We start from the raw sequence: 26,102 nt of genomic DNA, 5'->3' as shown, positions 1-26,102 counted from the left end.
CCATGGACTTCGGACTGGTGCTGCAGACCGACCCGCCCGCCTCCCGCGTCGTCGCCCTGATGCGGCGGGCCGAACGCAACGGCTTCCGCTACGGCTGGACCTTCGACTCCGCCGTGCTCTGGCAGGAGCCGTTCGTGATCTACAGTCAGATCCTCGCGAACACCGAGCGGCTGACGGTCGGGCCGATGGTCACCAACCCCGGGACGCGTACCTGGGAGGTCACGGCCTCGACCTTCGCCACCCTGAACGACATGTTCGGCAACCGCACCGTCTGCGGCATCGGCCGCGGCGACTCCGCGATGCGGGTCGCGGGCCGCAAGCCGAACACCCTGGCCCGGATCAGCGAGGCCATGAAGGTCATCCGCGCCCTCGGCCGGGGCGAGGAGGCCGACCTCGGCGGCACCCGGATCCGCATCCCGTGGATCAGGGAAGGCGCCGAACTCCCCGTCTGGATGGCCGCGTACGGCCCGAGGGCGCTGAAGACGGCCGGCGAGGAGGCCGACGGGTTCATCCTCCAGCTCGCCGACCTGTACCTGACCGAGTACATGGTGAAGGCCGTCAAGGACGCGGCTGCCGCGGCCGGCCGCGACCCGTCCGAGGTGACGATCTGCGTCGCCGCCCCGGCCTACGTCACCGAGGACGACACGCCCGAGGCCCTCGCCCATGCCCGCGACCAGTGCCGCTGGTTCGGCGGCATGGTCGGCAACCACGTCGCCGACCTCGTCGCCCGGTACGGCGAGCGCTCCGCCGAGGTCCCCGCGGAACTCACCGGCTACATCAAGGCCCGGCAGGGCTACGACTATGCCCACCACGGGCGCAGCGGCAACCCGGACACCACGTTCGTACCCGACGAGATCGTGGACCGGTTCTGCGTCCTCGGCCCCGCCGAACGGCACATCGAGAAACTGACCGCGCTGCGCGCCCTGGGCGTCGACCAGTTCGCGCTGTACGACATGCACGACGCCCAGGAGACGACGATCGACGTCTACGGCAGCCGGATCATCCCCGCCCTCACCACCTGAACACCGCGACGGACGGAAGCCGGCCGGTGACCGGCGGGCGCGCGGCCGGGCTCAGTCCCGGCCGCCGTCCAGCGTGGCCACCGCGGACCGCGCCGCCTTGATGGCGCCCTGGTTGATCTCGTCCGTCGTCGGTGCCTTACGGGTCTCGAAGTCGCTGCCGCTGTAGGTGACGACGACGAGCGCGTTGGCGACGCGGACCAGCACCACGCCCTCGCGGGTCTGCTGCCCGTCCTGCGTGGTGAGGCCGACGAAGCTGTACGCGCTGTCGCCGAGCCCCGGCACGGCCCCGCCGCCGCTCCTCTCCGCGGCCCGCTGCTCGTACTCCTCCCGCGCCTCCTGGTCCGAGGCGCCGATCTGGAACGACACGTCCAGCCAGCGGTAGTCGTAGCCGTGGAGCGCGTTCCAGGAACAGGTGCGGCGCAGCTCGGTGTCCGTCGAGGGGATCTCCTTGCCGGCCGGCTCCGCACCCGGCACCAGGGACTTCAGGGCCGCGGCGGGCACAGCGGCGCAGGGCGCGGGCGCGGTGGTGTGCACGGGGGGCGCCGCGGTGGCGGACGGGGCCGCCGTGGAGGTTCCGGCGGCCGGGGCCAGGGCCGTCCGGTGTGCGGCGGCGGGCGGTGCGGCCGGGCCGGAGGCCAGCACCCAGCCGGTGCAGGCGAGCACCGCGACCGGGGACAGACGCGCGGTGAGAGCGAGCGGCAGAGGAAGGGAACGCACGGCACACTTCTCGTGGAGGAGAGGGGTGGAGGGGTCCGCGGGGCGGACGGGGTACGACAGTGTCACATGACTGCCCGCGGGCGGAAGTGCCACCGCACTCCGTACCCACCCGATCACGCACACCGGCCATGACGTGCCGCTCCGTCCGCGACGCGCCGGGACCTCCGGGGGCTACGGCACGCGCGCCGTCCACCGGGGCGAGCCGAACTTGGTCCGCGCCAGCTCCTCGGCCCGGGCCAGCTCCTCGTCGGTGACCACGCCCGCGGCCAGGCCGTAGCGCGCGCGGAAGGACTCGATCATCCGGTCGATGACGGCCTCGCGCGGCAGGCCGGTCTGCCGGCGCAGCGGATCGACCCGCTTCTTCGCGCTCTTCGTCCCCTTGTCGGACAGCTTCTCCCGCCCGATCCGCAGCACCTCGACCATCTTGTCGGCGTCGATGTCGTACGACATCGTCACGTGGTGCAGCACGGCGCCCGGGCCGCCGTCGGGGCCGACCATCCGCTTCTGCGCGGCGCCCGCGATCTTTCCCTGGTCGGTGGCGATGTCGTTCAGCGGCTGGTACCAGGCCCGGATGCCCAGGTCGCCGAGGGCGCCCAGCACCCAGTCGTCCAGATAGGCGTAGCTGTCCTGGAAGGACAGGCCCTGGACGAGGGACTCGGGCACCGACAGGGAGTAGGTGATCGTGTTGCCGGGCTCCACGAACATCGCGCCGCCGCCGGAGATCCGCCGCACCACCTCGACGCCGTGCCGGGCGGCGCCCTCCGCGTCGACCTCGTTGCGCAGCGACTGGAAACTGCCGATGATCACCGCCGGGGCGCCCCACTCCCACACCCGCAGCGTCGGCGGTCGGCGGCCCGCGGCCACCTCGGCGGTCAGCACCTCGTCCAGCGCCATGTGCAGGGCCGGGGACTGCGGGGCCTCGTGGATCAGCTGCCAGTCGTAGTCGGTCCAGTCCGTGGCGCGGGCGAGCGCCCGGCGCACCGCGATGCCGACGCCCTCCGAGGTCAGGCCGTACATCACCGTCCCCGCGGGCAGCGCCGCGTCGACGCGCGCGGCCAGCCCCGCCGCGTCGGTGTCCGCCGGGGCGCCCTCCAGCGCGCCGTTCACCGCGTCCAGCGCCTCGTCGGGCTCCAGGAAGAAGTCACCCGCCACGCGCACGTGCCGCAGCACGCCGTCCTCGACGTCCACGTCCACGACGACGAGCTTGCCGCCGGGCACCTTGTACTCACCGTGCACTGCCTTGGCCTCCGTTCCTGCCGCACGAGATCAACGTCCGGCCCGCCCGGGGTGTTCCCGGAGCGCCGCGCCCGTCCACGGCACCCCGGCGCCTCATCACGCGTAGCCGGCCGCGCGACGGGGCAGCTTCTGATCCGGCAGCCGGTCGAGGCGGGCCGGCCGACGCGCGCACACCGAGGTGAGAGATGCGGTTCACGACCCGACCCACCCTTCAGGGCACCTTCGGCATGGTCTCCTCCACGCACTGGCTGGCCTCCCAGTCGGCGATGGCGGTGCTGGAGGACGGCGGCAACGCCTTCGACGCGGCCGTCGCCGGCGCGTTCGTGCTGCACGTCGTGGAACCGCATCTGAACGGGCCGGCCGGCGAGGTTCCGATCCTGCTCGCCCCGGCGGGCGGCGCGGTGCGCGTGCTCTGCGGACAGGGCGTGGCACCGGCCGGCGCCACCCCGGCCCACTACCGGGGCCTGGGGCTGGACCTCGTCCCCGGCACCGGACCCCTCGCCGCCGCCGTGCCCGGCGCCTTCGACGCCTGGCTGCTCCTGCTGCGCGACCACGGCACCAAGTCTTTGGAGGACGTCCTCGGGTACGCCATCGGCTACGCCGAACACGGGCACGCGCCCGTGGAGAACGTCGGCGCGACCGTGGAGAGCGTACGGCGGCTGTTCGAGACCGAGTGGACGTCGTCGGCCGAGGTGTACCTGCCCGGCGGCCGGCCGCCCCGGCCCGGCACGCTGCTGCGCAACCCCGCGCTCGCCGCCACCTGGAAGCGGCTGCTGGCCGAGACCGCCCGCGCGGGCGGCCGGGAGGCACGCATCGACGCCGCCCGCGAGGTGTGGCGCTCCGGGTTCATCGCCGAGGCCCTGGTACGGCAGGCCCGGCGGCCCACCCTGGACACCAGCGGCGAACGGCACACCGGCACCCTCACCGAGGCCGACCTGGCCGGCTGGTCCGCCCACTACGAGACCCCGGTGACGTACGACTGGAACGGCTGGACCGTGTGCAAGGCCGGCCCCTGGAGCCAGGGCCCGGTGCTGCTCCAGCAGCTCGCCCTGCTCCCGCCCGGACTGCCCGCCCCGGGCTCCGCCGACTACGTCCACCTGCTGATCGAGGGCTGCAAGCTCGCCATGGCCGACCGCGAGGCCTGGTACGGCGACGCCGCCGAGGTGCCGCTCGCCGAGCTGCTGTCGGACGCCTACAACGCCGGACGCAGGGCCCTGATCGGCGCGAAGGCGTCCTACGACCTGCGCCCCGGCTGCCCCGGCGGGCGGCCCCCGAGGCTGCCCGCCCACGCGTTCGCGCGCGTGCCGGCCGGCGCGCGGCCCGGGTTCGACCCGATGGGCGCCGGCGAACCCACCGTCGCCGCGCTGCCCGGCGCGCCCACCCTCGCCGAGGCCACCGGAGAGGCCCAGGTGACCGGGGAGCCCCAGGTGGCCGCCGACGGCACGACCCGGGGCGACACCTGCCACCTGGACGTGGCCGACCGCTGGGGCAACATGATCGCGGCCACGCCCAGCGGCGGCTGGCTCCAGTCCAACCCCGTCGTGCCCGAACTGGGCTTCCCGCTCGGTACGCGGCTGCAGATGACCTGGCTGGAGGAGGGCCTGCCGGGCACCCTCACGCCCGGCCGCCGCCCCCGCACCACCCTCACGCCCTCCCTCGCCCTGCGCGACGGGGTGCCGGTCCTGGCGTTCGGCACGCCCGGCGGGGACCAGCAGGACCAGTGGCAGCTGCACTTCTTCCTGGCCGCCGCGCTGGGCGCCCCCGTCCGGGGCGGTCTCGACCTCCAGGGCGCCATCGACGCCCCCAACTGGCACAACGAGAGCTTTCCCGGCTCCTTCCACCCGCGCCGCCGGCGCCCCGGCAGCGTGACCGTGGAGTCCCGCATGGACCCCGGGGTGATCGAGGAACTGCGCCGGCGCGGCCATGACGTCACCGTCGGCCCCGCCTGGTCCGAAGGCCGGCTGTGCGCGGTGGCCCGGGACCCGGACACCGGCATCCTGTCGGCGGCGGCGAACCCACGGGGGATGCAGGGGTACGCGGTCGGCCGCTGACGCTCCCTCCCGAGGTCGGGACCGACGGTCCTCACGGGCTCCGTGCCGACGGTCCTTCCTGGTCGTACCCGGTGGCTCTCGTGGACCCCACGACACCGGCGGGCCTCGGCTGCCCGGGTGCCGTGCCTCCTCGCCCCCCGGGCCCCTTACCGGGACCCCTCATGTTCACGTCGATTCCACTCCGGGGCCACCCGCGGGGCGGGGGCTGTCAGTGGGGCGTGGTCTGATGGGAGACATGATCGAAGAGACGGAAACCATCGAGGAGTTTCTCGCCAGCCGCTCGGCCGACGTGGAGGAGGCGGTCCGCGAGGCCGCCGCGGCCGAGATCCTGCCCCGCTTCCGCCGCCTCGCCGCGCACGAGGTGGACCAGAAGAGCGGCCCGCACGACCTGGTCACGGACGCCGACCGCCTCGCCGAGCTGCGGCTCACCGAGACCCTCGGCGCGCTGCTGCCCGGCTCCGTGGTGGTCGGCGAGGAAGCCGTGCACGCCAACCCGGCGGTCTACGAGGCGCTCCAGGGCGACACCCCGGTCTGGATCGTCGACCCGGTCGACGGCACCCGCCAGTTCGTCCACGGCGACGACGGCTTCTGCACCCTCGTGGCCCTCGCCCACCGCGGCGCCCTGGTCGCCTCCTGGACCTACGCCGCCGCGCGCGGCCAGTTCGCCACCGCCGTCCGCGGCCAGGGCGCCTTCCTGGACGGCGAGCGGCTGTTCGCCGGCCCGCCCGCGCCCGGCCGGGACCTCGTCGTCGCCACGTCCCACCCGGACTACACCACCGACCGGCAGAAGCGCGCGCTGCGCGCCCTGTGGACCGACGGCCTCGCCCCGCGCCCGTGCGGCTCCGCGGGCCTGGAGTACCTCGCGGTCGCCCGGGGCGAGCTGGACGCCGTCGCGTTCTCCTGGGAGGCCGCCTGGGACCACGCGGCCGGGCTGCTCCTGGTCGAGGAAGCCGGCGGCGCGCACCTCACCCTGACCGGAGAGCCGTTCCGCGTCACCGGCGGCAACGCCCTGCCGTTCACCGCCGCGCGGGACGCCGCCACCGCACGCCGGGTGGCCGCCCTGCTGCGCACCGCCGCCTGACCCGCCCCGGGGCCCCGGGCCCCGGGAGTGTCGGTGCCCCGGCATATCCTGATCCCGAATGGCCGTCGGCTGACGAAGGAGTCCGAAGGTGCCGTCGATGCTCGATGCGGTCGTGGTGGGTGCGGGACCGAACGGACTGACCGCCGCGGTGGAGCTGGCCCGCCGCGGCTTCTCCGTCGCCCTGTTCGAGGCGAACTCCACCGTGGGCGGCGGTGCCCGCACGGAGGAGCTGACGCTGCCCGGCTTCCGGCACGACCCGTGCTCGGCCGCCCACCCCCTCGGCGTCAACTCCCCGGCGTTCCGCGCCCTCCCGCTCGACCGGTACGGCCTCGAATGGCTGCACGCCCCGCTGCCCATGGCCCACCCGTTCCCGGACGGCACCGCGGCCGTGCTGTCCCGCTCGGTGGCCGAGACCGCCGCCTCCTTCGGACCCCGCGACGCGGGCCCGTACCGCAGACTGGTCGAGCCCCTGCTCGCCCACTGGGACACCCTCGTACGGGACTTCATGTCCCTGCCGCTGACCGCGCTGCCCCGCGACCCGGTCACCCTCGCCCGGTTCGGCCTGGCCGGGCTCCCGCCGTCCACCTGGCTGATGCGCCGCTTCAAGGACGAGCGGTTCAAGACCCTCTTCGCCGGCCTCGTCGCCCATGTGATGGCACCGCTGGGCGGCCTCGCCACCAGCGCCATCGGGCTGGTCTTCGCCCTGTCCGCGCACGCCCGCGGCTGGCCGGTGGCCCGCGGCGGCTCCCAGGCCGTGTCCGACGCCCTGGCCGCGTACCTGAAGGACCTCGGCGGTGCGGTGCACACCGACTTCGAGGTCAAGCGCCTGGACGACCTGCCGCCCGCGCGCGCGTACGTCTTCGACACCTCGCCCGCCGCGCTCGCCCGCATCGCCGGCCTCGGCGACTACTACGCGAACTACCGCTACGGCCCCAGCGTCTTCAAGATCGACTACGCGCTGGACGGCCCGGTGCCGTGGACCGCGTCCGAGGCCCGCGTCGCCGGCACCGTCCAGATCGGCGCCAGCCGGGCCGAGATCGGCACCGCCCTGCGCGCCGCCTCCCGCGAGGGACGTGCGCCCGAACGGCCGTTCATGATCACCGTGCAGCCGAGCGTGGCCGACCCCACCCGGGCCCCCGAGGGCAAGCACGTCTTCTGGACGTACGGCCATGTGCCCAACGGCTGGTCCGGCGACCTCACCGAGGCCATAGAGCGCCAGCTGGAGCGCTTCGCCCCCGGCTTCCGTGACCGGGTACTGGCCCGCGCGACGGCCGGGCCCGCCGAGATGGCCGCGCGCAACGCCAACTACGTCGGCGGGGACATCGCCTGCGGTGCCGCCTCCGGGCTCCAGCTGCTGCTGCGCCCCAAGCTGTCCCTGTTCCCCTACCACACGCCCCACCCGGCCGTCTTCATCTGCTCCTCGGCCACGCCACCGGGGCCCGGGGTGCACGGCATGTCGGGCCACAACGCGGCCAAGGCGGTCTGGCGGAGACTGAGACAGAGCTGACCCGACGCGAGCGAGCCCGAGCCGCCCGGAAAGGCGGGACAGACATGACCACCATCACCCTCGTCCAGGGTGACATCACCCGGCAGCACGCCGACGCCCTCGTCAACGCGGCCAACTCCTCGCTCCTGGGCGGCGGGGGAGTGGACGGCGCGATCCACCGCCGCGGCGGTCCCGCCGTCCTGGCGGCGTGCCGCGCGCTGCGCGCTTCCCGGTACGGCAAGGGCCTGCCCACCGGCCAGGCGGTCGCCACCACGGCCGGTGACCTGGACGCCCGCTGGGTCATCCACACGGTGGGCCCTGTCTGGTCGCCGACGGAGGACCGCTCGCACCTCCTGGCCTCCTGCTACCGCGAGTCTCTGCGCGTCGCCGACGGACTCGGCGCCCGCACGGTGGCGTTCCCCGCCCTCTCCACCGGCGTCTACCGCTGGCCGATGGAGGACGCGGCCCGCATCGCGATCGCGACCGTACGCGCCACCCCGACCACCGTCGAGGAGGCGCGTTTCGTCCTCTTCGACACCCACGCGTACGAGACCTTCGCCCGGGAACTCGGCGGTCCCGGCCGACCCGGCTGACCGTCTCCGGCACGCGCGGAGCACAGCCGAACGCGACGGCGCGGATCGACAGGCGGGGAGATGCGCCACCACGGCCGGCGCGGGCGCCCTCCGTGCAGGACGCCCGCGACCGGTCCCCATGGCGAGTGGCGGCCCGGTCCCCGTCAGCCGTGCCGGGGCAGCCAGACCGGGGCGCTGCTGCCGCGCGGCACCAGGACGGTGCGGAAGCGGCCCGGGGTCCCCGACATGACCACCTGATCGGTGACGCCCTGGTAGCGGCCGCACGGCGTGTCGGCGGTGAACGTGTCCGGGTCCAGGTAGGCGTGCGGGGAGTCCGGGTCGGGGTCGAGCGCGGTCTTGCGGGCATAGGCCCGGTCGAACACGCCCAGGCTGAGGATCCAGGTGGCGACGCGGGTGAGGTTGAGGGTGACGCGGTAGCTGCCGCCCTCCTCGGCGCGCCGGATCAGCGCGGCGACCGCGCCGGTGGTGGCCAGCCAGGACAGGACGTAGTCGTTGACGACACTGATGTACGGCAGCCCCGGCGTGCTGGTCGGCCCGGCCGCGACCCCGTCCTCGCCCTCCATCAGCATGATGCCGGTGAGCGCGCCCGCGGTCTGGTCGAAGCCCACCCGGTGGGCCCACGGCCCGCTCTCGCCGGCCAGGGAGAAGCTGCAGTGGATGATGCCGGGGCGGATCGCCGCGGCCTCCTGAGCGCTCAGGCCGATCTTCTCCAGGTAACCGGGGCGGCGATTGGCGTAGAACACATCGGCGTCGCGCAGCAGCCGGCGGATCCGCTCGCGCCCCTCGGCGCCGTAGGGATCGATGGTGGCGGAGCGGACGCCGACGTTGGCGCTGTTGTACGTCGAGTCGTGCTCCAGCTCGTTCGGCCGCCAGATGTTGAGCACGTCGGCGCCGTGCTGGGCCAGGTCCCGGCCGACGCCGGCCCCGGCGATGATGTGACCCATGCCGAGGGCGCGCACCCCGGACAGCGGCTGCTCGGCGCCGGCGCTCAGCGGCTCGGGCACGCCGTCGCCGATCTTCTCTATCTTGATGAGCGGTTCCCGGGCGATGTACTCGTACGCCGGGTTCTCCAGGAACTCCTCGGTGGTGCGCAGCATCGGCATGACCACACCGGCCTCGTCACCGGCCCGTTCCAGGTCGGCGGCGTCCCACCGTGCGACGGCGTCGGCCACGGCCTGCTTCTCGGGCCAGGTGCGCAGCAGCTTGTAGACCGCGTTCTTGATCTTCGGGTAGGGGTTGAGCGGCATCACCCAGCGCCCGTCGCGGGTCCGGTAGAAGTCGAACCCGAGCGGGTTGACCGGGTCGGACGGGGTGCCGCCGGGGTAGCCGTTGAGCAGCTCCCACTTCTTGTCGTAGAACGGGCACAGCCGGTGCGGGGCCTTGCGCAGGTCCATGGTGATGTCCTGGCCCTCGCCGCCCCGCCGGCGCCACAGGGCGGCCAGGGCGACCGACTTGGCGGTCATCCCCAGGGCGGGTACGGCGCCCAGGCGCATGATGCTCGGCACGACCGGGTCGCTGCCGATGAACGTGATGGCGCCGCCGCTGTCCTCGGGGCGCAGGCCGGCCGAGGCCAGCACCTCGCGCAGGGCCTCGTGGATGTCGAAGCCGTCGTCTTCCTGGCTGACGGGGTGGGCGAGGGCCTTCCGGATGCGTGCGGTGACTGCTTCAGTGCTCATGTTCGGCCTCTGTCGGGTGGTTTACGGTCAGCTGTCGTAGCCCTCGCCGAGGGCGCGCATGACGGCGATCTGCCGGCGGTCGCGTTCGGCGGCGAGGTCCGCGACGCTGCCGCCGAAGTCCTCCGCCTGCTCGGTCAGCAACCGCCGGGTGCGCTCGTCGAACGCGACCCGCTCCTCGGCCATGCCGGCCCAGCGGCGCTCCATGCCGGCCCCGAGGTGGTCCATGAAGTGGGGCAGGCCGCCCTCGCCGCCGCCGAGGTGGAACGAGCGGAAGGGCCCGGCGACCGCCCAGCGCTGGCCGAGCGAGGAGGTGACGATGTCGTCCAGCTCCTGCATGGTGACCACGCCCTCGCTCACCAGGTGCACGCACTCCCGGAAGATCGCCGACTGGAGCCGGTTCGCGACGAACCCCGGCACCTCCTTGCGCAGCACCTGCGGGCGCTTGCCCAGGGCCCGGTAGAAGGCGCGGGCGCGCTCGGTGGTCTGCGGCGAGGTCCGCTCGCCCGGCACGACCTCCACCAGCGGTACCAGGTGCGGAGGGTTGAACGGATGGCCCACGACCAGCCGCCCCGGGTCCTTCAGGACGGTGGCGATCTCGGTGGCGGGGATGCCGGAGGTGGAGGTGGCGAACAGGGCGCCGGCGGGGGCGTGCTCCTCGATGGTGCGCCACATCGCGTGCTTGACTTCGAGCCGTTCCGGCCCGTTCTCCTGCACCAGGTCCGCCGCCCGGACCGCCTCCGCCAGGTCCGGTACGAAGGCGAGCCGGGCGGTGAGGTCCGAGGTGTCCAGGCCGAGCGCGCCGAGGGCGGGCGCGGCCTGCGCGATGTGTCCGCGCACGGCCTCGTCGACACCCGGCTGGGGGTCGCTGACCGTGACGGCGAGCCCGCGCGCGAGGAACAGGGCCGCCCAGGAGGCGCCGATCACACCTCCCCCCACGACGGTGACGTGACGGATTCCGGCGATGCTGTCGTGGTCGGACATGCGCGCCCTTCTCCTCTCGGTGTCTCTTCCCCGGCGTGCGGGTGCGGTCAGGCGAGGTAGTCGTGGACGACGTGGGCGCGGCCCAGGGTCAGGTCGGTGAGGACGTGGGCGGCGGAGAGGACCTCCAGCACCGGCAGGTCCGCGAGCGGGGCCAGCGCGTGGGCGAAGAACTGGAGCCGCGCGGGGCCGGTCCAGGCGCCCTTGACGACGATGTCGTCGATCTGCGTCCGGACGAGTTCGCAGATGCGCGGCGAACCGTCGTAGTGCGGCAGCTTCTTGACCATGAACACCGGCCGGGTCAGCTCCTCGCGGGCCTGTTCGGTGTTCAGCGGCCGGTGCTTGTAGCCCATCGTGGCGCGGGCCACCGGCAGGGTGCCGTGGTCGAGGGTGCCGACCAGGGTGTCCTGGTCGACGTACAGCCGGGGGCGGCCGGCCTTCTTCGGGAAGGCGCCGGTCTCCCGTCCGCTCGCGATGGCGGGGAAGCCGTCCACGTGCATCGAGACGCTGTACTCGCCCGCCTCGCCCTCGTGCTCCACGACGGCGAGCTGACCGGCCTCCGTGTAGTCGCCCAGCCCGGTGACGTCCGGCATACGCATGACCTCGAAGCGGACCAGCGGCTCGGCCACCCGCAGCGGCTCCGGCACCACCCGGCGCAGGACCTCCGGGTCCGTCCGGTAGGTGATGTTCAGGTACTCGCGGTCGGTGAACCGGTACGGGCCCGCCGGGAAGGCCGGGGCATCCAGCGGTGTCGACGGTGCACGGACGACGTCCTCGGCTCGCATGACTCTCGCCTGCCTCTCCTGGCCCCCTCCGGACTATCCGGAGCATAAGGGGCATAAGTGCGGCAAACATCTCGTCCGGTCGTCCCTGGAGGGGGTCGGGCGGGGCCGCACGCTCGGTGAGTTGTAAATGGCAACTGATGGCCACTCTAACGCCGTGGGCTGAGTGTTGCAAAATGCAACGTCTGACGGTCTGTGTGATCATGCGTACAGGACCGCGTACGGAGAAGGACGGACACACGTGACCGACGACGACACGGAGGTCCCGGGGCTCGTCCGGGAGCTGGTGACCCTCTCCCGGCGCTTCCGGGCCAACGCCGAACGGCTCCACCCGGATCTGAGCTTCGTCGACTACTCACTGCTGTCCGAGATGGCCGAGCGCGGCGGGGCCCGGGCCGGCGACCTGGTCGGGCTCTACGGTCTCAACAAGTCCACGATCAGCCGCCAGGTCACCGCCCTGGAGCGGGCCGGCCTGCTGGTGCGCGAGGCCGTCCCCGGCAACCGCCGCGTCCAGCTGCTGCGGCCCAGCGACCGGGGCCGGGAACTCCTCGCCCGCGCCGACGCCCGGATGTACCGCGAGGTCGACGCCCGTACCACCGGCTGGACCCCGGAGGAGGTCAGGGCCCTGCGCACCCTGCTGGCCCGCTACAACGCCGCCGCCTCCGCCGTCGCCGAGGACACCTGACGGGGACGGTGTCCGCCGGGCGCCCGTCCGGCCGGTCAGCGCAGCGAGCGCAGGGCCCTGCCGAGCCGTGCCACGCCGTCGGCGATGACACCGCGTGAGCCGGCCGCGTAGCCGAGGACCAGACCGGGAGGGCCGGGGGACTGGCGGTGCCAGGACAGCGGATGGCACTTCACGCCGTGCGCCAGCGCCGCCGCCGCGAACTCGGTGTCCGGCACGTCACCCGCGTACGTGACCGTGAGGTGCAGGCCCGCCGCCGCGCCGTGCACCACCGCGCCCGGCAACCGCGCGGCCAGGGCGGCGATCATCGCGTCCCGCCGTCCGCGATGGCGTCCGCGCACCAGCCTGAGGTGCCGCTCCAGCTCACCGGACGCCATCAGCCGGGCGAGCACCAGCTGCGGCAGCACCGCGTTGCCCAGGTCGTTGAAGCGCTTGGCGTCGACCAGCGCGGAATGGTATCCGGCCGGTGCCACCAGCCAGCCGGTCCGCAGCGCCGGCGCGAGCAGCTTCGAGGCGCTGCCCAGATAGCAGACCCGGTCGGCGAGCAGGGCGCGCAGCGCGGGGACCGGGGGCCGGTCGTAGCGGTGCTCGGCGTCGTAGTCGTCCTCCAGGATCAGCCCGCCCTCCCGCGCCCACTCCAGCAGCTCGCGCCGCCGTTCACCGCTGGTGACGACGCCGGTCGGGAACTGGTGCGCGGGGGTGAGCAGGACGGCCCGGGCGCCGGTCGCCCGCAGCGCGTCCACCCGTACGCCGTCCTCGTCCACCGGCACCGGCGGGGTCGCGAGGCCCCCGTTCGCCAGGTGCTGGCGGGCGCCCAGCGAGCCGGGGTCCTCCACCGCGACCGCGTCGACCCCGTCCGCCCGCAGCACCGGGTGCAACAGGGTGAGCGCCTGCGCGGTGCCCGCGACGATCAGCACGGACTCCGGGTCCACCCGTACGCCGCGCATCCGCGCCAGCCAGTCGGCGACGGCCCGCCGCAACGGGGGCGCGCCGCGCGGATCGCCGTACCCCAGCTGGTCGGCGGCCGATCCGGAGAGTACGGCACGTTCCGCCCGCAACCAGGCCGCCCGCGGAAAGGCGGTCAGATCGGGACGTCCGGGCGTGAAGTCCACGTCGGCGGGGGCGGCCCGCAACGCGTCGAACACATCGACTCCGGGCACCCCGCGGAAGATCGAGGCGGGGTCGGGGCCGGCGGGTACGCCGTGGGCCGGCCTGGCGGTGCTGTGGTGGGCGGAACCGCGGCCGGTCGCTCGGCCCGGGCTTCGGTGGGCGGGTGTGCCGGGGGAGGGCCTGGCGGGGCTCTGGTGGGCGGGTGTGTGGTGGAAGGGTCCGTCGGGGCTCTGGTGGGCGGGTGTGCCGTCGGTCGGCTTGGCCGGGCTTCGGTGGGCGGGTGTGCCGGGGGAGGACTTGGCGGGGCCTTGGTCTCCGAGGACGCCGTGGGCCGGCCCGGTGCGGCCAGGGTCCGTGGACGCGCCGCCGGACAATCTGACCGGGGTTCGGTCCCCGGGCTCACCGGCGTCACGTACCTCCGGCGGGCCCCCGTGCCCGCGGGCCTGACGTATCCCTGGCCCGTCGCCGTTCCTCAGGCCCGGTGGGTCCCCGTGTCCGCCGGTCTCGCGTATCCCTGGTTCGTCGCCGTTCCTCAGGCCCGGTGGGTCCCCGTGTCCGCCGGTGTCGCGTACCCCCGGCCCGTCGCCGTCCCTCAAGCCCAGCGGGCTCCCGTCCCTGCCGGCCCCGCGCACCCCCCGCTCCTTGGCACCCCCCGGGCCGGACCCGGGCGCCGGAGCCGGTGACGGGGGCGGAAGGAACGGGGCCGCGAGCACGATCGTGCCGGCGCGGCGGCGGCCCGCGGTCTGGCCGTCCTCGGCGAGGCGGCGGTACGCCTCCGTCACCACGCCGCGGGAGACCCGCAGGTCGGCCGCGAGGACGCGGGTCGGCGGGAGCCGGCCGCCCACCGGGAGCCGGCCGTCCGCTATCGCCGCCCGCAGCCGCCCGGCCAGCCACTCCGCCTTGCCGCCCTCGGGCACGTCGCCGGCGGCCAGCTGGAGGAAGTCGGATCCGCGCGCCGGCGGCTCCACCGTGTCCCGCCCCTTGTCCACGCCGCTCATGCTGTCACGCCTCCCGCACCGCCCCGCGCCCGGTCAGGGGCCGAACACGAACTCCGGCGCGTCCGGGGTGAGGACGGCCGACGCCGTGCCGGCCGCCCAGTGCGCCGCCACCTCCTCCTCGACCGCCTTCAGCACCTCCGCCACGGTGTCCGCGCCGCCGTCGTGCATCGCCTCCGTCACCACCAGCACCCGCCCCGTGCCCGCGCCGACCGCCGAGTGCCCGCTCTGCCGGTGGGTCCAGCGCCGCGCGTGCGCCCGGCCCGCCGAGTCGACGAAGGTCACCTCGCCCGGCGCGGGATGCTCGTCCCCGCCGCCGAACCGCGTGTACGTCTCGTCCCCCAGCGCCGGCCGCACCTCCAGCAGCGGCCCGGTGATCCGGTCGACGTCGAGCACCGCGACCGGCACCGCGTACGCCACCGACACCGCGTTGCACAGGTCCACCAGCGGATGGATGCGCGGCAGCCCGCCCTCCTTGCGCAGCCGGCGCAGCAGCGACTCCGAGGCCGACCGGACCTGGGTCGGCTTCACCCCCATCCGGCTGAAGGCCCGCCGCCAGGCCAGCACCTCGGGAAACTCGCCCTCGGCCGCCCGCGCCAGCCGCGCCACGGCCCGCGCGGTGTACGCGGCGGCACGCGGACCGGTGTCGACAGGGGCGCCCACACCGGCGGCGTACAGGACGCCGGCGGACAACTCGGGATACGCGGCCCGGACCGCTTCGGCATGCCGGAACCGCACGGTCACGCCACCACCGCTCGCACGCCGGAATCGGACGGAACACTCAACGGGACCTCCTCGGGTGATCGGAAACCCCACCCTGCCCCTCCGTTGGCCCGGTCGCCAGGGCCAAACACGGCGCGACGCACAGGTCCAAAAGACGCACGGGGCCTGCGCCGGCGGAAGGCTGCCCTGCCCGCCGGCCCCGGCGCCCCGCGTGACATCATCGGCCGGGTCCGGGAACAGCCGTACGAAAGCCGAGAAGCACGATGAACCCCGCTCTGCTGGACGACTTCTCCCTGGAGATGACCGGCAAGGACGTGCCCCGGCTGGAGGAGGCACGCGACGGCATCCCGCCGGGCACCCGGATCAACATCACCTTCCTGGCCGGCGAGGACACCGCCACCCGGCTCACGGCGGCCCGCGCGGTCAAACGGCTCGGCTTCGTCCCCGTACCGCACATCTCCGCCCGCCGGCTGTCCTCCCGCTCCGCCCTGGAGGAGTTCCTCACCGGACTCGCGGCCGACGGCACCGCCGCGAACGTGTTCGTCGTCGGCGGCGACCCCGCCCGCCCCGAGGGCCCCTACGAGGACGCCCTCGCCGTCCTGCGCACCGGACTGCTGCGCCGCCACGGCGTCCGGCACATCGGCATCGCCGGCTACCCGGAAGGCCACCCCGGCATCACCGACCGGGCCCTGTGGTCGGCGCTCACGGACAAGGCGGCCGCCATCGGCGCCGACCGGTGCGACGGCGACGTCATCACGCAGTTCGGCTTCGACGCGGACCCGGTCCTCGCCTGGCTGGAGGCCCTGCGCGCCCGGGGCGTGCACCTGCCCGTCCGGGTGGGCGTCCCCGGACCGGCCGGAGTGCGCCGGCTGCTGGGCTACGCCACCCGGTTCGGCGTCGGCACCAGCGCCTCCGTCGCCCGCAAGTACGGCTTCTCGCTGACCAACCTCATGGGCACCACCGGCCCGGACCGCTTCCTGCACGCGCTGGCCGACCGCTACGATCCCGACCGGCACGGCGTGGTGAAGGTGCACTTCTACACCTTCGGCGGACTGCGCGCCACCGCCGAGTGGATCGGCGGGTTCCGGCGGCAGCACACCCCCGCCCCCGCCCCCTGAGACGGTGAAGCCCCGGGCCAGGCCGGGTTGATGTCGGAATTCCGCCAGCACAGGGAGGGGCCGTGGACGATGCTGGACGCATGCAGACAGGCACTCACCTCGACCGGGAGCACTGCGTGCGCGCGGTGCGGTCCAAGGACGCGCGGTTCGACGGATGGTTCTTCACGGCCGTACTGACCACCCGGATCTACTGCCGCCCGAGCTGCCCGGTGGTGCCGCCCAAGCCGGAGAACATGACGTTCTACCCGAGCGCAGCCGCCTGCCAGCAGGCCGGGTTCCGCGCCTGCAAACGCTGCCGGCCCGACACCAGCCCCGGCTCCCCGGAGTGGAACCAGCGCGCCGACCTGGTCGCCCGCGCCATGCGGCTGATCGCCGACGGCGTCGTGGACCGCGACGGCGTCCCCGGACTCGCCGCCCGGCTCGGCTACAGCGCCCGGCAGGTGGAGCGGCAACTCCTCGCCGAACTGGGCGCCGGCCCGCTCGCGCTCGCCCGCGCCCAGCGCGCCCAGACCGCCCGGCTGCTCATCGAGACCACCGCGCTGCCCATGGCCCAGATCGCGTTCGCTGCCGGTTTCTCCTCGGTCCGCGCCTTCAACGACACCGTCCGGGAGGTCTTCGCCCTGTCCCCGAGCGAGCTGCGCGCCCGGGTGCCCGCGAGCGGCACCGGCACCCCCGGCGTGCTCACCCTGCGGCTGCCGTTCCGCGCCCCGCTCAACCCGTCCAACCTCTTCGGCCACCTCGCCGCGACCGCCGTGCCCGGGGTGGAGGAGTGGCGGGACGGCGCCTACCGGCGGACGCTGCGGCTGCCCTACGGCCATGGCATCGCCGCCCTCACCCCCCGGCCCGACCACATCGCCTGCCGGCTCACCCTGAGCGACCTGCGCGATCTGACCGTGGCCATCAGCCGCTGCCGCCGCCTGCTCGACCTGGACGCCGACCCGGCCGCCGTCGACGAGCGGCTGCGCGCCGACCCGCTGCTCGCCCCGCTGGTCGACCAGGGACCGGGCCGCCGGGTTCCGCGCACGGTCGACGAGGCCGAGTTCGCCGTCCGCGCCGTGCTCGGCCAGCAGGTGTCCACGGCCGCCGCCCGCACCCACGCGGCCCGCCTGGTCACCGCGCACGGCAAACCCCTCGACGACCCCGAGGGCGGTCTCACCCACCTCTTCCCCTCGCCCGAGGCACTGGCCGCCGTGGACCCCGAGGGCCTGGCCATGCCCCGCACCCGGCGCACCACCCTCACCACCCTGGTCCGGCTGCTCGCCGACGACGGCCTGCGCCTGGGCGTGGACACCGACTGGGCCGAGGCCCGCGCCCGGCTGCTCGCGCTGCCCGGCTTCGGGCCGTGGACGGCGGACATCATCGCCATGCGCGCCCTCGGCGACCCCGACGCGTTCCTGCCCACCGACCTCGGCATCCGGCGCGCCGCCAAGGAACTGGGCCTGCCCTCCACCCCGGCCGCGCTCACCGCCCGCGCGGAGAGCTGGCGGCCCTGGCGGGCGTACGCGGTGCAGTACCTGTGGGCGACCGACAGCCATCCGATCAACTTCCTGCCCCAGTAAGGCTCCTGAGGCCATCCTGAGACCAGGACACCGACGCCCGAGCACCCCGCACGAGGACCCCGCCATGAAGCAGCACACCGTCATCGACAGCCCCTACGGACCGCTCACGCTCGTCGCCGACGACGGCGTCCTGTGCGGCCTGTACATGGCCGGCCAGCGCCACCGCCCGCCGGAGGAGACCTTCGGCACCCCCGACGACCGCCCGTTCGCCAAGGCCGAGGAGCAGCTCGCGGCCTATTTCGCGGGCGAGTTGAAGGAGTTCACCGTGGAACTCCGGCTGCACGGTACCCCGTTCCAGCGCATGGTCTGGGAGCAGCTGACCCGGATCCCGTACGGCGAGACCCGCTCCTACGGCGAGCTGGCCGACGCCCTCGGCAACCCCAAGGCCTCCCGCGCGGTCGGCCTCGCCAACGGCAAGAACCCGGTCGGCATCATCGTCCCCTGCCACCGGGTGGTCGGCGCGAGCGGTGACCTCACCGGCTACGGCGGCGGCCTGGACCGCAAGCGCCGCCTGCTGGACTTCGAACGCGGAGCGGACGAGGCCCTGTTCTGACCACCCGCGACCCTAGACGCCGGCTTCCGCCGCCAGCCGGTCCAGCAGGGCGGGCAGTGCCGTGCCGATCGGTTCGCGGATCACCTCGTCGGCCCGGTCGTCGTACGGCGTCGGCTCGGCGTTGACGACGACGAGCCGGGCGCCGTGGTCGGCGGCGACCCCGGCCAGCCCGGCGGCGGGCTGCACCTGGAGGCTGCTGCCGACGGCGACGAACACCTGGCAGGCCTTGGCGATGGCCGCGGCCTCGCCGAGGACCACGGGATCGAGCCGCTCGCCGAACATCACTGTCGCCGGCTTCAGGATGCCGCCGCACTCCAGGCACGGCGGGTCCGGTTCGCCGGCCTCCACCCGGGCCAGCGCGTCCTCCATCGGCCCCCGGGTGTGGCACCGGGTGCAGACCACGCCCCGGGCGCTGCCGTGCAGTTCGAGCACCTTGCGGGCGGGCAGTCCGGCCAGCTGGTGCAGTCCGTCCACGTTCTGGGTGAGCACCCGGACCGGGACCCCGGACCGCTCCAGCTCGGCGACCGCCCGGTGCGCCGCGTTCGGCCGGGCCCCGAGCGCACCGCTCTCGCGCCGCATCAGCCAGGACCGGCGCCGGATCTCCGGGTCCGCCATGTAGTACTCGTACGTCACGAGCTTCTCGGCCTCCGGGTCGCGCCGCCACAGCCCGTTCGGACCGCGGTAGTCGGGGATTCCGGAGTCGGTGGAGATGCCGGCCCCGCTGAGCAGGGCGACGAGGGGCTTGGCCATGGCACCGAGGGTAGGGCGGGCACGCGGGCCGCCGCGAACGGATATGCCGGGCGGTACGGCGCGGGGTCCCGGAGCGGAGCCCTCCGGTGTACCGTCCCCTCATGGCCAAGGTGACTGTCTCGCTCGACGCCGCGCTCGTCGTGGAGGTCATGGTGCTCGCGGGGGTGGGCAGTCCGCAGGACGCCGTCGAGCTGGTGGTCCGGGACTACGTCGAGCGCGGCCACCGCACCGAGGCCCGGGCCGCCGCCCGGGAAGAGGCGCTGCGCGAGGTGGACGCGCGGCCCCGCGACCCGGAGGGCTGAGCGGTCAGGCCACCCGCCGGCCGTTCTCCAGCTCCACCGTGCCGCCGCCCTCCGCCAGCACGTCCAGGGCGGCCAGCACCCGGCGGCCCAGCACCTCGGGCAGATACGCCGTCAGCTCCTCGCGGGCGACCAGGCGCCAGGACAGCAGTTCCTCCTCCTGGAGCCGGATGGACTTCAGCTCCTCCTCGGTGAGCACACCCCCGTCGTACAGGTACGCCACCAGCGGCGGCCGGCCCGCGCCGTGCGCCCAGTCCACCGCGAGCAGCCGGCCCGGCGGGCGGTCCAGCCCGATCTCCTCCAGCGTCTCCCGGCGGGCGCCCTGGCGCGGCGTCTCCCCGGTGTCCGACTCGATGGTCCCGCCCGGCAGCGCCCAGCCCTCGCGGTAGTTCGGCTCCACGAGCAGCACGCGGCCCTCGGCGTCCCGGAAGAGCGCGGCGGCCCCGGCCAGGACCCGGGGCAGGCTCGCGATGTACGCGGCGAAGTCAGGAGTCGTGGTCATCGGGCCAGGGTAACCAGCCGGCCCGCCCTACGAACCCGCCGTCGCCAGGCGCAGGGTGCGTTCGGCCAGCGCACTGATCCGTACGCCGTCGAAGCCGAACACCGCGCTGCGCACCGTGTCCCGCAGCGGCTCCCGCCACCGGGCCGGGATCGCCCGCGCCCCGGTGCGCACCCCGGCCACCGAGCCGGCCGTCGCCCCGTTGGAGTCGGTGTCCAGGCCGCCGCGCACGGTCAGCGCGAGGGTCCGGGTGAAGTCGTCCTCGCCGTACAGCAGCCCGGCGGTGAGGACCGCCGCGTTGGGGACGACGTGGATCCAGCCGAGCCCCGCGGTCTCCTCGGCCGCCGTGGCCAGGGTCTGCTCCCACGGCAGCCCGGCCTCGTGCAGGCTCGCGACCCGCCGTACCGTCCGGGCCAGCCGGCTGCCCGCCGGTACGACCCCGAGCGCCGCCTCCAGCGCGTCCCTGACGGCCGGGGCGGTGAAGGAGGCCGCGATCAGCGCGGCGGCCCACATCGCGCCGTAGACGCCGTTGCCGGTGTGCGAGAGCACCGCGTCCCGGCGGGCCAGGCCGGCGGCCCGGGCGGGATCACCGGGGCAGGTCCAGCCGTAGACGTCGGCGCGGATCAGCGCGCCGATCCACTCCTGGTACGGGTTGTCGTACGTCGCGGTCAGCGGCGGCCGCAGACCGTTCGCCAAATTCCGGTACGCGGCCCGTTCCGCCGTGAACGTCTGCAGGTACGGCAGCCCGAGCAGCCACAGGTCGCCGACCTGCTCGGTGCTGAAGCCGAAGCCGTGGGTCTCCAGCAGGCGCAGGCCCAGGATCGCGTAGTCGACGTCGTCGTCCCGGCAGCTGCCGTCGATCCGGCCGCGCACACAGCACCGCCACTCCGGGCGCAGCGCGGCGGCCTCGGCCGGGTCGGCGGGCTCGGGCAGGTAGTCGGTCAGCGGCAGGGCGGCGGCCCGGCGCAGATAGCGGTCGATCCGGTCGCGGGTCCACACCTCGCCCTGCTCGACCGGCTTGCCGAGCATGTTGCCCGCGATCCGGCCGAGCCAGCCGCCGTGCAGCCGGTCGGCGAGGTTTGGTGCGGTGTGCTGGGTGCTCATGGCGACGGGGTACCCGCCGCGGCCCGCTCCGTGCCGCCTTCCACGGTTCGGGCGGGGCATGACGGCGGGGGTGTCCTGCGGTTATCGTCACAGCGGCGCGACTGGCCCCGCCGTGCGCGGGGCCCGGAGAGCAAGGGGAAGACAAGGTGGCGGACGCTGCAGTGAACGAGACCCGTCGGGTGCTCATCGCCGCGGACAAGTTCAAGGGCTCGCTGACGGCCGTGCAGGTCGCCGAGCGGGTGACGGCCGGGCTGCGCCGGGTCGTGCCGGACCTGGCGGTGGAGGCGCTGCCCGTGGCCGACGGCGGCGACGGGACCGTGGACGCGGCGGTCGCGGCCGGCTTCGAACGGCACGAGGTCCGGGTGACCGGGCCGCTCGGCGAGGAGGTGACGGCCGCGTTCGCGCTGCGTGACGGCACCGCGGTCGTCGAGATGGCGGAGGCGAGCGGCCTCCAGCGGCTGCCGGCCGGGGTCTTCGCGCCCCTGACGGCCTCCACGTACGGCTCCGGGGAACTGCTGCGGGCCGCGCTGGACGCGGGCGCCCGGACCATCGTGTTCGGCGTCGGCGGCAGCGCCACGACGGACGGCGGCGCGGGCATGCTGTCCGCGCTCGGCGCCCGGTTCCTCACCGAGGCGGGCGAGCCGGTGGCCCCGGGCGGCGGCGGCCTGGCCGGCCTGGCCCGCACCGACCTCTCCGGCCTGGACCCGCGGCTGTCCTCGGTGGAGCTGGTGCTGGCCAGTGACGTCGACAACCCGCTGACCGGACCGAAGGGCGCGCCCGCCGTCTACGGTCCGCAGAAGGGCGCCTCGCCGGACGACGTGGAGGCGCTGGACGCGGCGCTGGCCCACTTCGCGAAGGTGCTGGAGGCCGAGGTGGGTCCGCGGGCCGCCGAGTACGCCGCGTCCCCGGGCGCGGGCGCGGCCGGGGGCATCGGCTACGGCGCGCTGCTCCTCGGCGCCCGGTTCCGCCCCGGCATCGAGGTCATGCTGGACGTCCTGGGCTTCGCACCCGCCCTGGAACGGGCGTCCCTGGTGATCACCGGCGAGGGCTCGCTGGACGAGCAGACGCTGCACGGGAAGGCGCCGGCGGGGGTGGCCGCGGCGGCGCGGGCCGCGGGCAAGCCGGTGGTGGCCGTCTGCGGACGGCTCGCCCTGCCGGAGGAGGCGCTGCGGCGGGCCGGCATCTCGGAGGCCTACCCCCTGACCTCGGTCGAGCCGGACGTCGCCAAGTGCATCGCGGACGCCGGGCCGATCCTGGAACGGGTCGCCGCCCGGATCGCCGAGGCTCACCTGGGCTGAGGCCCCTGGGGACTCCGCCCCCAGACCCCCGGCCTTGCCCACCCACCACCAGACTCGGCAGGCCACAGAGCTGACCGGCCAGGCCGCGGCCCCTACCCCACGCCCGAGCCGGGATGGCTGTGGTGGTGGGAGCGTTCGCCCCGGCTGTGGCGGGAGCGGGTGACGGGCGGGAGTCGCGCGCCAGCCTCTCGACCTGGCCCGTGCCGGGGACGGCAGCGTTCGCCCCGGCTGCGGCGGGAGCGGGTGACGGGCGGTAGCTGGGCGGCAGGCTCTCGACCTGGCCCGAGCCGGGTGGGTGGGCGGGCGGCACAGCGGGGGTCTGGGGGCGGAGTCCCCGGAGGCCCGGGCACAAGCGAGGGGCCCCTTACCCAACCCGGGTAAGGGGCCCCTCGTCAAAGCGCCGCTACGGCAGTTGCGCCGCCCGCGCCTCACGACGGTTGTCGCGGAAGTTGTTCACCCGCCGGGCCGTGGCGAACAGCGGAATCACCGCGGCCATCACCAGCTGCAGCGCGCACCCCGTCTGGAGCAGCAGCTGACCGCTCGGCGCGTCGAAGGCCCACGCGGCCAGCAGCCCCATCGACAGCACGATCCAGCAGAGCATCGCCCCGGCCAGCCGGCCCCGCGGCTTCGGGTACTCCACCCGGCTCACCATCAGCCACGCCGTCCCCAGGATCGCCAGCAGCGTCGCCACGAACGGCAGCTCCAGCAGCACGATCGAGACGACGGTCAGCGCGCCGAACGGCGAGGGCATGCCCTGGAACATGCCGTCCTTCATGGTCACGCAGCTGAACCGGGCCAGTCTGAGCACCACGGCCAGCAGCACCACGATCGCTCCCACCGCCGCCACCCGCTGGTGCGCGTCGTCGGCGACCATGCCGTAGACGAGCACGAAGTACGCGGGTGCCAGGCCGAAGCTGATCAGGTCCGACAGGTTGTCCAGCTCCGCGCCCATCGGCGACGAGCGCAGCTTGCGCGCCACCAGGCCGTCGAACAGGTCGAAGACCGCCGCGCAGAGCATCAGGATGACCGCCGTGGCCGCGCTGTGGCGGGCCATGCCGGACTCCTGGCTGCCGGTGAGGTGCGGGATGAGGATGCCGGTGGTGGTGAAGTACACCGCCATGAAGCCGCACGTGGCGTTGCCCAGCGTGAGCGTGTCCGCTATCGACAGACGCAGAGAGAGGGGCATCTCCTCCTCTTCGTCCACCTCGTCGGCCTCGGGCACCCAGCCCGCCTGGGTCTCCGGATCAATCACGGTCAATGCGAGTCACCCCAGCCACGGTCTTCTGTCCGACCTCGACCGCGACCTCCACGCCCTCGGGCAGATAGAGGTCGACACGCGAGCCGAAGCGGATCAGACCGATGCGGTCGCCCTGCTCGACCTTCGTGCCCTCGGGGATGTAGGGCACGATGCGGCGGGCCACCGCGCCGGCGATCTGGATCATCTCGATGTCGCCGAGTTCGGTGTCGAAATGCCAGACTACGCGCTCGTTGTTCTCGCTCTCCTTGTTGAAAGCCGGAACAAAGCCGCCCGGGATGTGCTCGACGGACGTCACCGTGCCCGACAGGGGCGCGCGGTTGACGTGGACGTTGAGCGGGCTCATGAAGATCGCGACGCGGGTGCGGCCGTCCTTCCACGGCATGATGCTCTGCACCACGCCGTCGGCGGGCGAGATGACCCGGCCGGGGGCGATCTCGCGCTCGGGGTCGCGGAAGAACCACAGCATGCCCGCCGCGAGTGCGGTGGCGGGCACGGCGACGGCCCTGGCCGCGCCGGATCGGCGGGCCCGGACCAGGCTGACGGCTGCGGTGGCCACGGTCGGGAGGAGCCACGGCGATGCTCCGCGCGCGAGGCGTGCGCCTACCAGGCTGTCGCGGTGTGCAGAGGAGTGGGGCATGGATGACCTTCGTAGCGGATGATGCCGCGCTCTGACGGGGGACGGCGGCTTTCCCGGATCGTACCGGGCGCGGCCCGCAACTGGGCAAGCCAGGAAGCCGAGTCGGCGGCTGAAGAACGTCTACGGGGTGTGATCTTCTTCTCGAAGAAAACACCCCGTACCCGGACAATCAGCCCTGGAATCGATACTCTTCGAGCAGTCGGCGGCCGATGATCATTTTCTGGATCTCGGCGGTACCTTCACCGATGAGCAGCATCGGGGCCTCCCGGTAGAGGCGCTCGATCTCGTACTCCTTGGAGAAGCCGTAGCCGCCGTGGATCCGGAAGGCGTCCTCCACGACCTCCTTGCAGTACTCGGAGGCCAGGTACTTCGCCATGCCGGCCTCCAGGTCGTTTCGTTCCCCGGAGTCCTTTTTGCGGGCCGCGTTGACCATCATCGCATGCGCGGCCTCGACCTTGGTGGCCATCTCCGCCAGCTTGAACTGCACGGCCTGGTGCTGGGCGATCGGCTTGCCGAAAGTGTGACGTTGCTGGGCGTACCGGACGCCCAGCTCGAAGGCGCGCTGGGCGACGCCGCAGCCGCGCGCCGCCACGTTGACCCGGCCGACCTCCACGCCGTCCATCATTTGGTAAAAACCTCGGCCGGTGACCCCGCCGAGCACCCGGTCGGCCGGAACGCGCAGGCCGTCCATGATCAGCTCGGTGGTGTCGACGCCCTTGTAGCCCATCTTCTCGATCTTGCCGGGGATGGTCAGGCCCGGGCGGACCTCGCCGAAGCCCGGCTCCTTCTCGACCAGGAAGGTGGTCATCGACTTGTGCGGGGCCGTGCCCTCGGGGTGTCCTTCGTCACTGCGGACCAGGACGGCCACTAGCGAGGAGGTGCCGCCGTTGGTCAGCCACATCTTCTGGCCGTTCAGCACGTACTCGTCGCCGTCCCGCACCGCCTTGGACGTGATGGCCGACACATCGGAGCCGAGGCCCGGCTCCGACATCGAGAAGGCGCCCCGGATGTCGCCGGCCGCCATCCTCGGCAGGAAATGGTCCTTCTGCTCCCGCGTCCCGTGCTGCTTGAGCATGTACGCGACGATGAAGTGGGTGTTGATGATGCCGGACACCGACATCCAGCCCCGGGCGATCTCCTCCACGCACAGCGCGTAGGTGAGCAGCGACTCGCCCAGGCCCCCGTACTCCTCGGGGATCATCAGACCGAACAGGCCGAGTTCCTTCAGGCCGTCCACGATCTGCTGCGGGTACTCGTCGCGGTGCTCCAGCTCGGTCGCGACCGGAATGATCTCCTTGTCGACAAAGTCCCGGACGGTGGCGAGGATCTCCTGCTGGACGTCGGTCAGTCCGGCGGTCTGGGCGAGACGGGCCATCGTTTACTTCCCCTGTTCCTTCAACTCGGGGCGGCCCGGCTGTTCGCCGCCGCGCTCCTCGATGTACGTCGCGGTGGGCACCATCACCTTGCGGCGGAAGACGCACACCAGGGTGCCGTCCTGCTTGTAACCCTTGGTCTCGACGTGCACGATCCCCCGGTCGTCCTTCGACTTCGAGGGCCACTTGTCCAGCACGGTCGTCTCGCCGTAGACCGTGTCGCCGTGGAAGGTCGGCGCGACGTGCCGGAGCGACTCGATCTCCAGGTTGGCGATGGCCTTGCCGGAGACGTCCGGGACGGACATGCCGAGCAGCAGGGAGTAGACGTAGTTCCCGACCACCACGTTCTTGCCGAAGTCGGTCGTCCCCCCGGCGTAGTGGGCGTCCAGGTGGAGCGGGTGGTGGTTCATGGTGAGCAGACAGAAGAGGTGGTCGTCGTACTCCGTGACCGTCTTGCCCGGCCAGTGCTTGTACACCGCGCCGACCTCGAACTCCTCGAAGGTGCGTCCGAACTGCATCGCG

At 73.8% G+C, this 26,102-nt stretch carries 25 protein-coding genes; 11 read left to right on the top strand and 14 right to left on the bottom strand.

Features of this window, described 5'->3' with window-relative positions:
* Window positions 1-2 precede the first annotated feature (2 nt).
* Entirely contained in the window at window positions 3-1,022 is a 1,020-nt protein-coding gene (locus AB0E62_RS12720) for a TIGR03842 family LLM class F420-dependent oxidoreductase (protein ID WP_362191625.1), read from the top strand.
* Window positions 1,023-1,073: 51 nt separating this feature from the next.
* Here the strand turns inward: AB0E62_RS12720 and AB0E62_RS12715 are convergent, their stop codons facing one another.
* Both AB0E62_RS12715 and AB0E62_RS12710 read right to left on the bottom strand, forming a co-directional pair.
* Window positions 1,074-1,739, bottom strand: coding sequence for a hypothetical protein (locus AB0E62_RS12715; RefSeq protein WP_362191623.1), 666 nt, complete (start codon window positions 1,737-1,739; stop codon window positions 1,074-1,076).
* Window positions 1,740-1,910: 171 nt separating this feature from the next.
* The gene (locus tag AB0E62_RS12710) at window positions 1,911-2,975 is read right to left on the bottom strand and encodes a biotin/lipoate A/B protein ligase family protein (protein ID WP_362191621.1); all 1,065 of its coding nucleotides are present in this window, start codon (window positions 2,973-2,975) and stop codon (window positions 1,911-1,913) included.
* Between the two features lie 185 nt (window positions 2,976-3,160).
* Here AB0E62_RS12710 and AB0E62_RS12705 point away from each other — a divergent pair, with 185 nt between their 5' ends.
* The 4 genes from AB0E62_RS12705 to AB0E62_RS12690 all read left to right on the top strand — a co-directional run bounded on the left by AB0E62_RS12705 (window position 3,161) and on the right by AB0E62_RS12690 (window position 8,186).
* Window positions 3,161-5,026, top strand: coding sequence for a gamma-glutamyltransferase (locus AB0E62_RS12705; protein ID WP_362191619.1), 1,866 nt, complete (start codon window positions 3,161-3,163; stop codon window positions 5,024-5,026).
* A gap of 235 nt (window positions 5,027-5,261) precedes the next feature.
* The gene (locus AB0E62_RS12700; protein WP_362191617.1) at window positions 5,262-6,107 is read left to right on the top strand and encodes an inositol monophosphatase family protein; all 846 of its coding nucleotides are present in this window, start codon (window positions 5,262-5,264) and stop codon (window positions 6,105-6,107) included.
* Between the two features lie 97 nt (window positions 6,108-6,204).
* Window positions 6,205-7,614 (top strand): NAD(P)/FAD-dependent oxidoreductase, encoded by a 1,410-nt coding sequence (locus AB0E62_RS12695; RefSeq protein ID WP_362191615.1) that lies wholly within the window; start codon window positions 6,205-6,207, stop codon window positions 7,612-7,614.
* Window positions 7,615-7,658: 44 nt separating this feature from the next.
* A complete protein-coding gene (locus tag AB0E62_RS12690; RefSeq protein WP_362191613.1) occupies window positions 7,659-8,186 on the top strand; it encodes an O-acetyl-ADP-ribose deacetylase in 528 nt (175 codons plus the stop codon).
* Window positions 8,187-8,329: 143 nt separating this feature from the next.
* On the opposite strand, the gene AB0E62_RS12685 is transcribed toward AB0E62_RS12690, so the two are convergent.
* Genes AB0E62_RS12685 through AB0E62_RS12675 form a run of 3 tightly spaced genes read right to left on the bottom strand, consistent with a single transcriptional unit; the run spans window position 8,330 to window position 11,625 of the window.
* A complete protein-coding gene (locus tag AB0E62_RS12685) occupies window positions 8,330-9,862 on the bottom strand; it encodes a CoA transferase (RefSeq protein WP_362191611.1) in 1,533 nt (510 codons plus the stop codon).
* A 27-nt stretch (window positions 9,863-9,889) separates the two neighbouring features.
* Entirely contained in the window at window positions 9,890-10,843 is a 954-nt protein-coding gene (locus AB0E62_RS12680) for a 3-hydroxyacyl-CoA dehydrogenase NAD-binding domain-containing protein (RefSeq protein WP_362191609.1), read from the bottom strand.
* Window positions 10,844-10,890: 47 nt separating this feature from the next.
* The gene (locus AB0E62_RS12675) at window positions 10,891-11,625 is read right to left on the bottom strand and encodes an acetoacetate decarboxylase (protein ID WP_362191607.1); all 735 of its coding nucleotides are present in this window, start codon (window positions 11,623-11,625) and stop codon (window positions 10,891-10,893) included.
* A 238-nt stretch (window positions 11,626-11,863) separates the two neighbouring features.
* Between AB0E62_RS12675 and AB0E62_RS12670 the strand changes: the two genes are divergently transcribed.
* Window positions 11,864-12,307: a MarR family transcriptional regulator gene (locus tag AB0E62_RS12670; protein ID WP_362191605.1), complete on the top strand. Its 444-nt coding sequence runs from the start codon at window positions 11,864-11,866 to the stop codon at window positions 12,305-12,307.
* 35 nt (window positions 12,308-12,342) lie between these two features.
* On the opposite strand, the gene AB0E62_RS12665 is transcribed toward AB0E62_RS12670, so the two are convergent.
* Window positions 12,343-14,412, bottom strand: a complete 2,070-nt coding sequence (locus AB0E62_RS12665; RefSeq protein WP_362191603.1) for an aminotransferase class I/II-fold pyridoxal phosphate-dependent enzyme — start codon at window positions 14,410-14,412, stop codon at window positions 12,343-12,345.
* 33 nt (window positions 14,413-14,445) lie between these two features.
* On the bottom strand, window positions 14,446-15,153 hold the full coding sequence (locus AB0E62_RS12660; protein ID WP_362191601.1) for a phenylalanine--tRNA ligase beta subunit-related protein: 708 nt from the start codon (window positions 15,151-15,153) through the stop codon (window positions 14,446-14,448).
* Between the two features lie 242 nt (window positions 15,154-15,395).
* On the opposite strand from AB0E62_RS12660, the gene AB0E62_RS12655 reads away from it, so the two are divergent.
* The 3 genes from AB0E62_RS12655 to AB0E62_RS12645 all read left to right on the top strand — a co-directional run bounded on the left by AB0E62_RS12655 (window position 15,396) and on the right by AB0E62_RS12645 (window position 18,362).
* A complete protein-coding gene (locus AB0E62_RS12655; protein WP_362191599.1) occupies window positions 15,396-16,250 on the top strand; it encodes a methylenetetrahydrofolate reductase in 855 nt (284 codons plus the stop codon).
* A gap of 80 nt (window positions 16,251-16,330) precedes the next feature.
* Complete coding sequence (locus tag AB0E62_RS12650; protein ID WP_362191597.1) at window positions 16,331-17,809, top strand: AlkA N-terminal domain-containing protein; 1,479 nt, start codon at window positions 16,331-16,333, stop codon at window positions 17,807-17,809.
* 64 nt (window positions 17,810-17,873) lie between these two features.
* On the top strand, window positions 17,874-18,362 hold the full coding sequence (locus AB0E62_RS12645; RefSeq protein ID WP_362191595.1) for a methylated-DNA--[protein]-cysteine S-methyltransferase: 489 nt from the start codon (window positions 17,874-17,876) through the stop codon (window positions 18,360-18,362).
* Between the two features lie 12 nt (window positions 18,363-18,374).
* On the opposite strand, the gene AB0E62_RS12640 is transcribed toward AB0E62_RS12645, so the two are convergent.
* Entirely contained in the window at window positions 18,375-19,112 is a 738-nt protein-coding gene (locus tag AB0E62_RS12640; protein ID WP_362191594.1) for a Sir2 family NAD-dependent protein deacetylase, read from the bottom strand.
* 101 nt (window positions 19,113-19,213) lie between these two features.
* Here AB0E62_RS12640 and AB0E62_RS12635 point away from each other — a divergent pair, with 101 nt between their 5' ends.
* On the top strand, window positions 19,214-19,414 hold the full coding sequence (locus tag AB0E62_RS12635) for a DUF2191 domain-containing protein (RefSeq protein WP_362191593.1): 201 nt from the start codon (window positions 19,214-19,216) through the stop codon (window positions 19,412-19,414).
* A 4-nt stretch (window positions 19,415-19,418) separates the two neighbouring features.
* Here AB0E62_RS12635 and AB0E62_RS12630 read toward each other — a convergent pair whose 3' ends face one another.
* Both AB0E62_RS12630 and AB0E62_RS12625 read right to left on the bottom strand, forming a co-directional pair.
* Window positions 19,419-19,913: an NUDIX hydrolase gene (locus AB0E62_RS12630; protein ID WP_362191592.1), complete on the bottom strand. Its 495-nt coding sequence runs from the start codon at window positions 19,911-19,913 to the stop codon at window positions 19,419-19,421.
* 27 nt (window positions 19,914-19,940) lie between these two features.
* On the bottom strand, window positions 19,941-21,014 hold the full coding sequence (locus AB0E62_RS12625; RefSeq protein WP_362191590.1) for an ADP-ribosylglycohydrolase family protein: 1,074 nt from the start codon (window positions 21,012-21,014) through the stop codon (window positions 19,941-19,943).
* Window positions 21,015-21,175: 161 nt separating this feature from the next.
* Between AB0E62_RS12625 and AB0E62_RS12620 the strand changes: the two genes are divergently transcribed.
* Complete coding sequence (locus AB0E62_RS12620; RefSeq protein ID WP_362191588.1) at window positions 21,176-22,312, top strand: glycerate kinase; 1,137 nt, start codon at window positions 21,176-21,178, stop codon at window positions 22,310-22,312.
* A gap of 403 nt (window positions 22,313-22,715) precedes the next feature.
* Here AB0E62_RS12620 and pssA read toward each other — a convergent pair whose 3' ends face one another.
* The 4 genes from pssA to AB0E62_RS12600 form a co-directional block, all read right to left on the bottom strand.
* Window positions 22,716-23,534, bottom strand: a complete 819-nt coding sequence (gene pssA / locus AB0E62_RS12615; protein WP_362191779.1) for a CDP-diacylglycerol--serine O-phosphatidyltransferase — start codon at window positions 23,532-23,534, stop codon at window positions 22,716-22,718.
* A gap of 22 nt (window positions 23,535-23,556) precedes the next feature.
* Complete coding sequence (locus AB0E62_RS12610; RefSeq protein WP_362191586.1) at window positions 23,557-24,207, bottom strand: phosphatidylserine decarboxylase; 651 nt, start codon at window positions 24,205-24,207, stop codon at window positions 23,557-23,559.
* Window positions 24,208-24,376: 169 nt separating this feature from the next.
* Complete coding sequence (locus AB0E62_RS12605) at window positions 24,377-25,582, bottom strand: acyl-CoA dehydrogenase family protein (RefSeq protein ID WP_362191584.1); 1,206 nt, start codon at window positions 25,580-25,582, stop codon at window positions 24,377-24,379.
* Window positions 25,583-25,585: 3 nt separating this feature from the next.
* A complete protein-coding gene (locus tag AB0E62_RS12600) occupies window positions 25,586-26,098 on the bottom strand; it encodes a MaoC family dehydratase (protein WP_362191777.1) in 513 nt (170 codons plus the stop codon).
* Window positions 26,099-26,102: the final 4 nt, after the last annotated feature.

It is taken from the genome of Streptomyces sp. NPDC038707, from assembly GCF_040636485.1.
Taxonomy (GTDB): Bacteria; Actinomycetota; Actinomycetes; order Streptomycetales; family Streptomycetaceae; genus Streptomyces.
The sequence above is the reverse complement of the archived record's forward strand: the minus strand, read 5'-3'. Positions and strand labels throughout refer to the sequence as shown.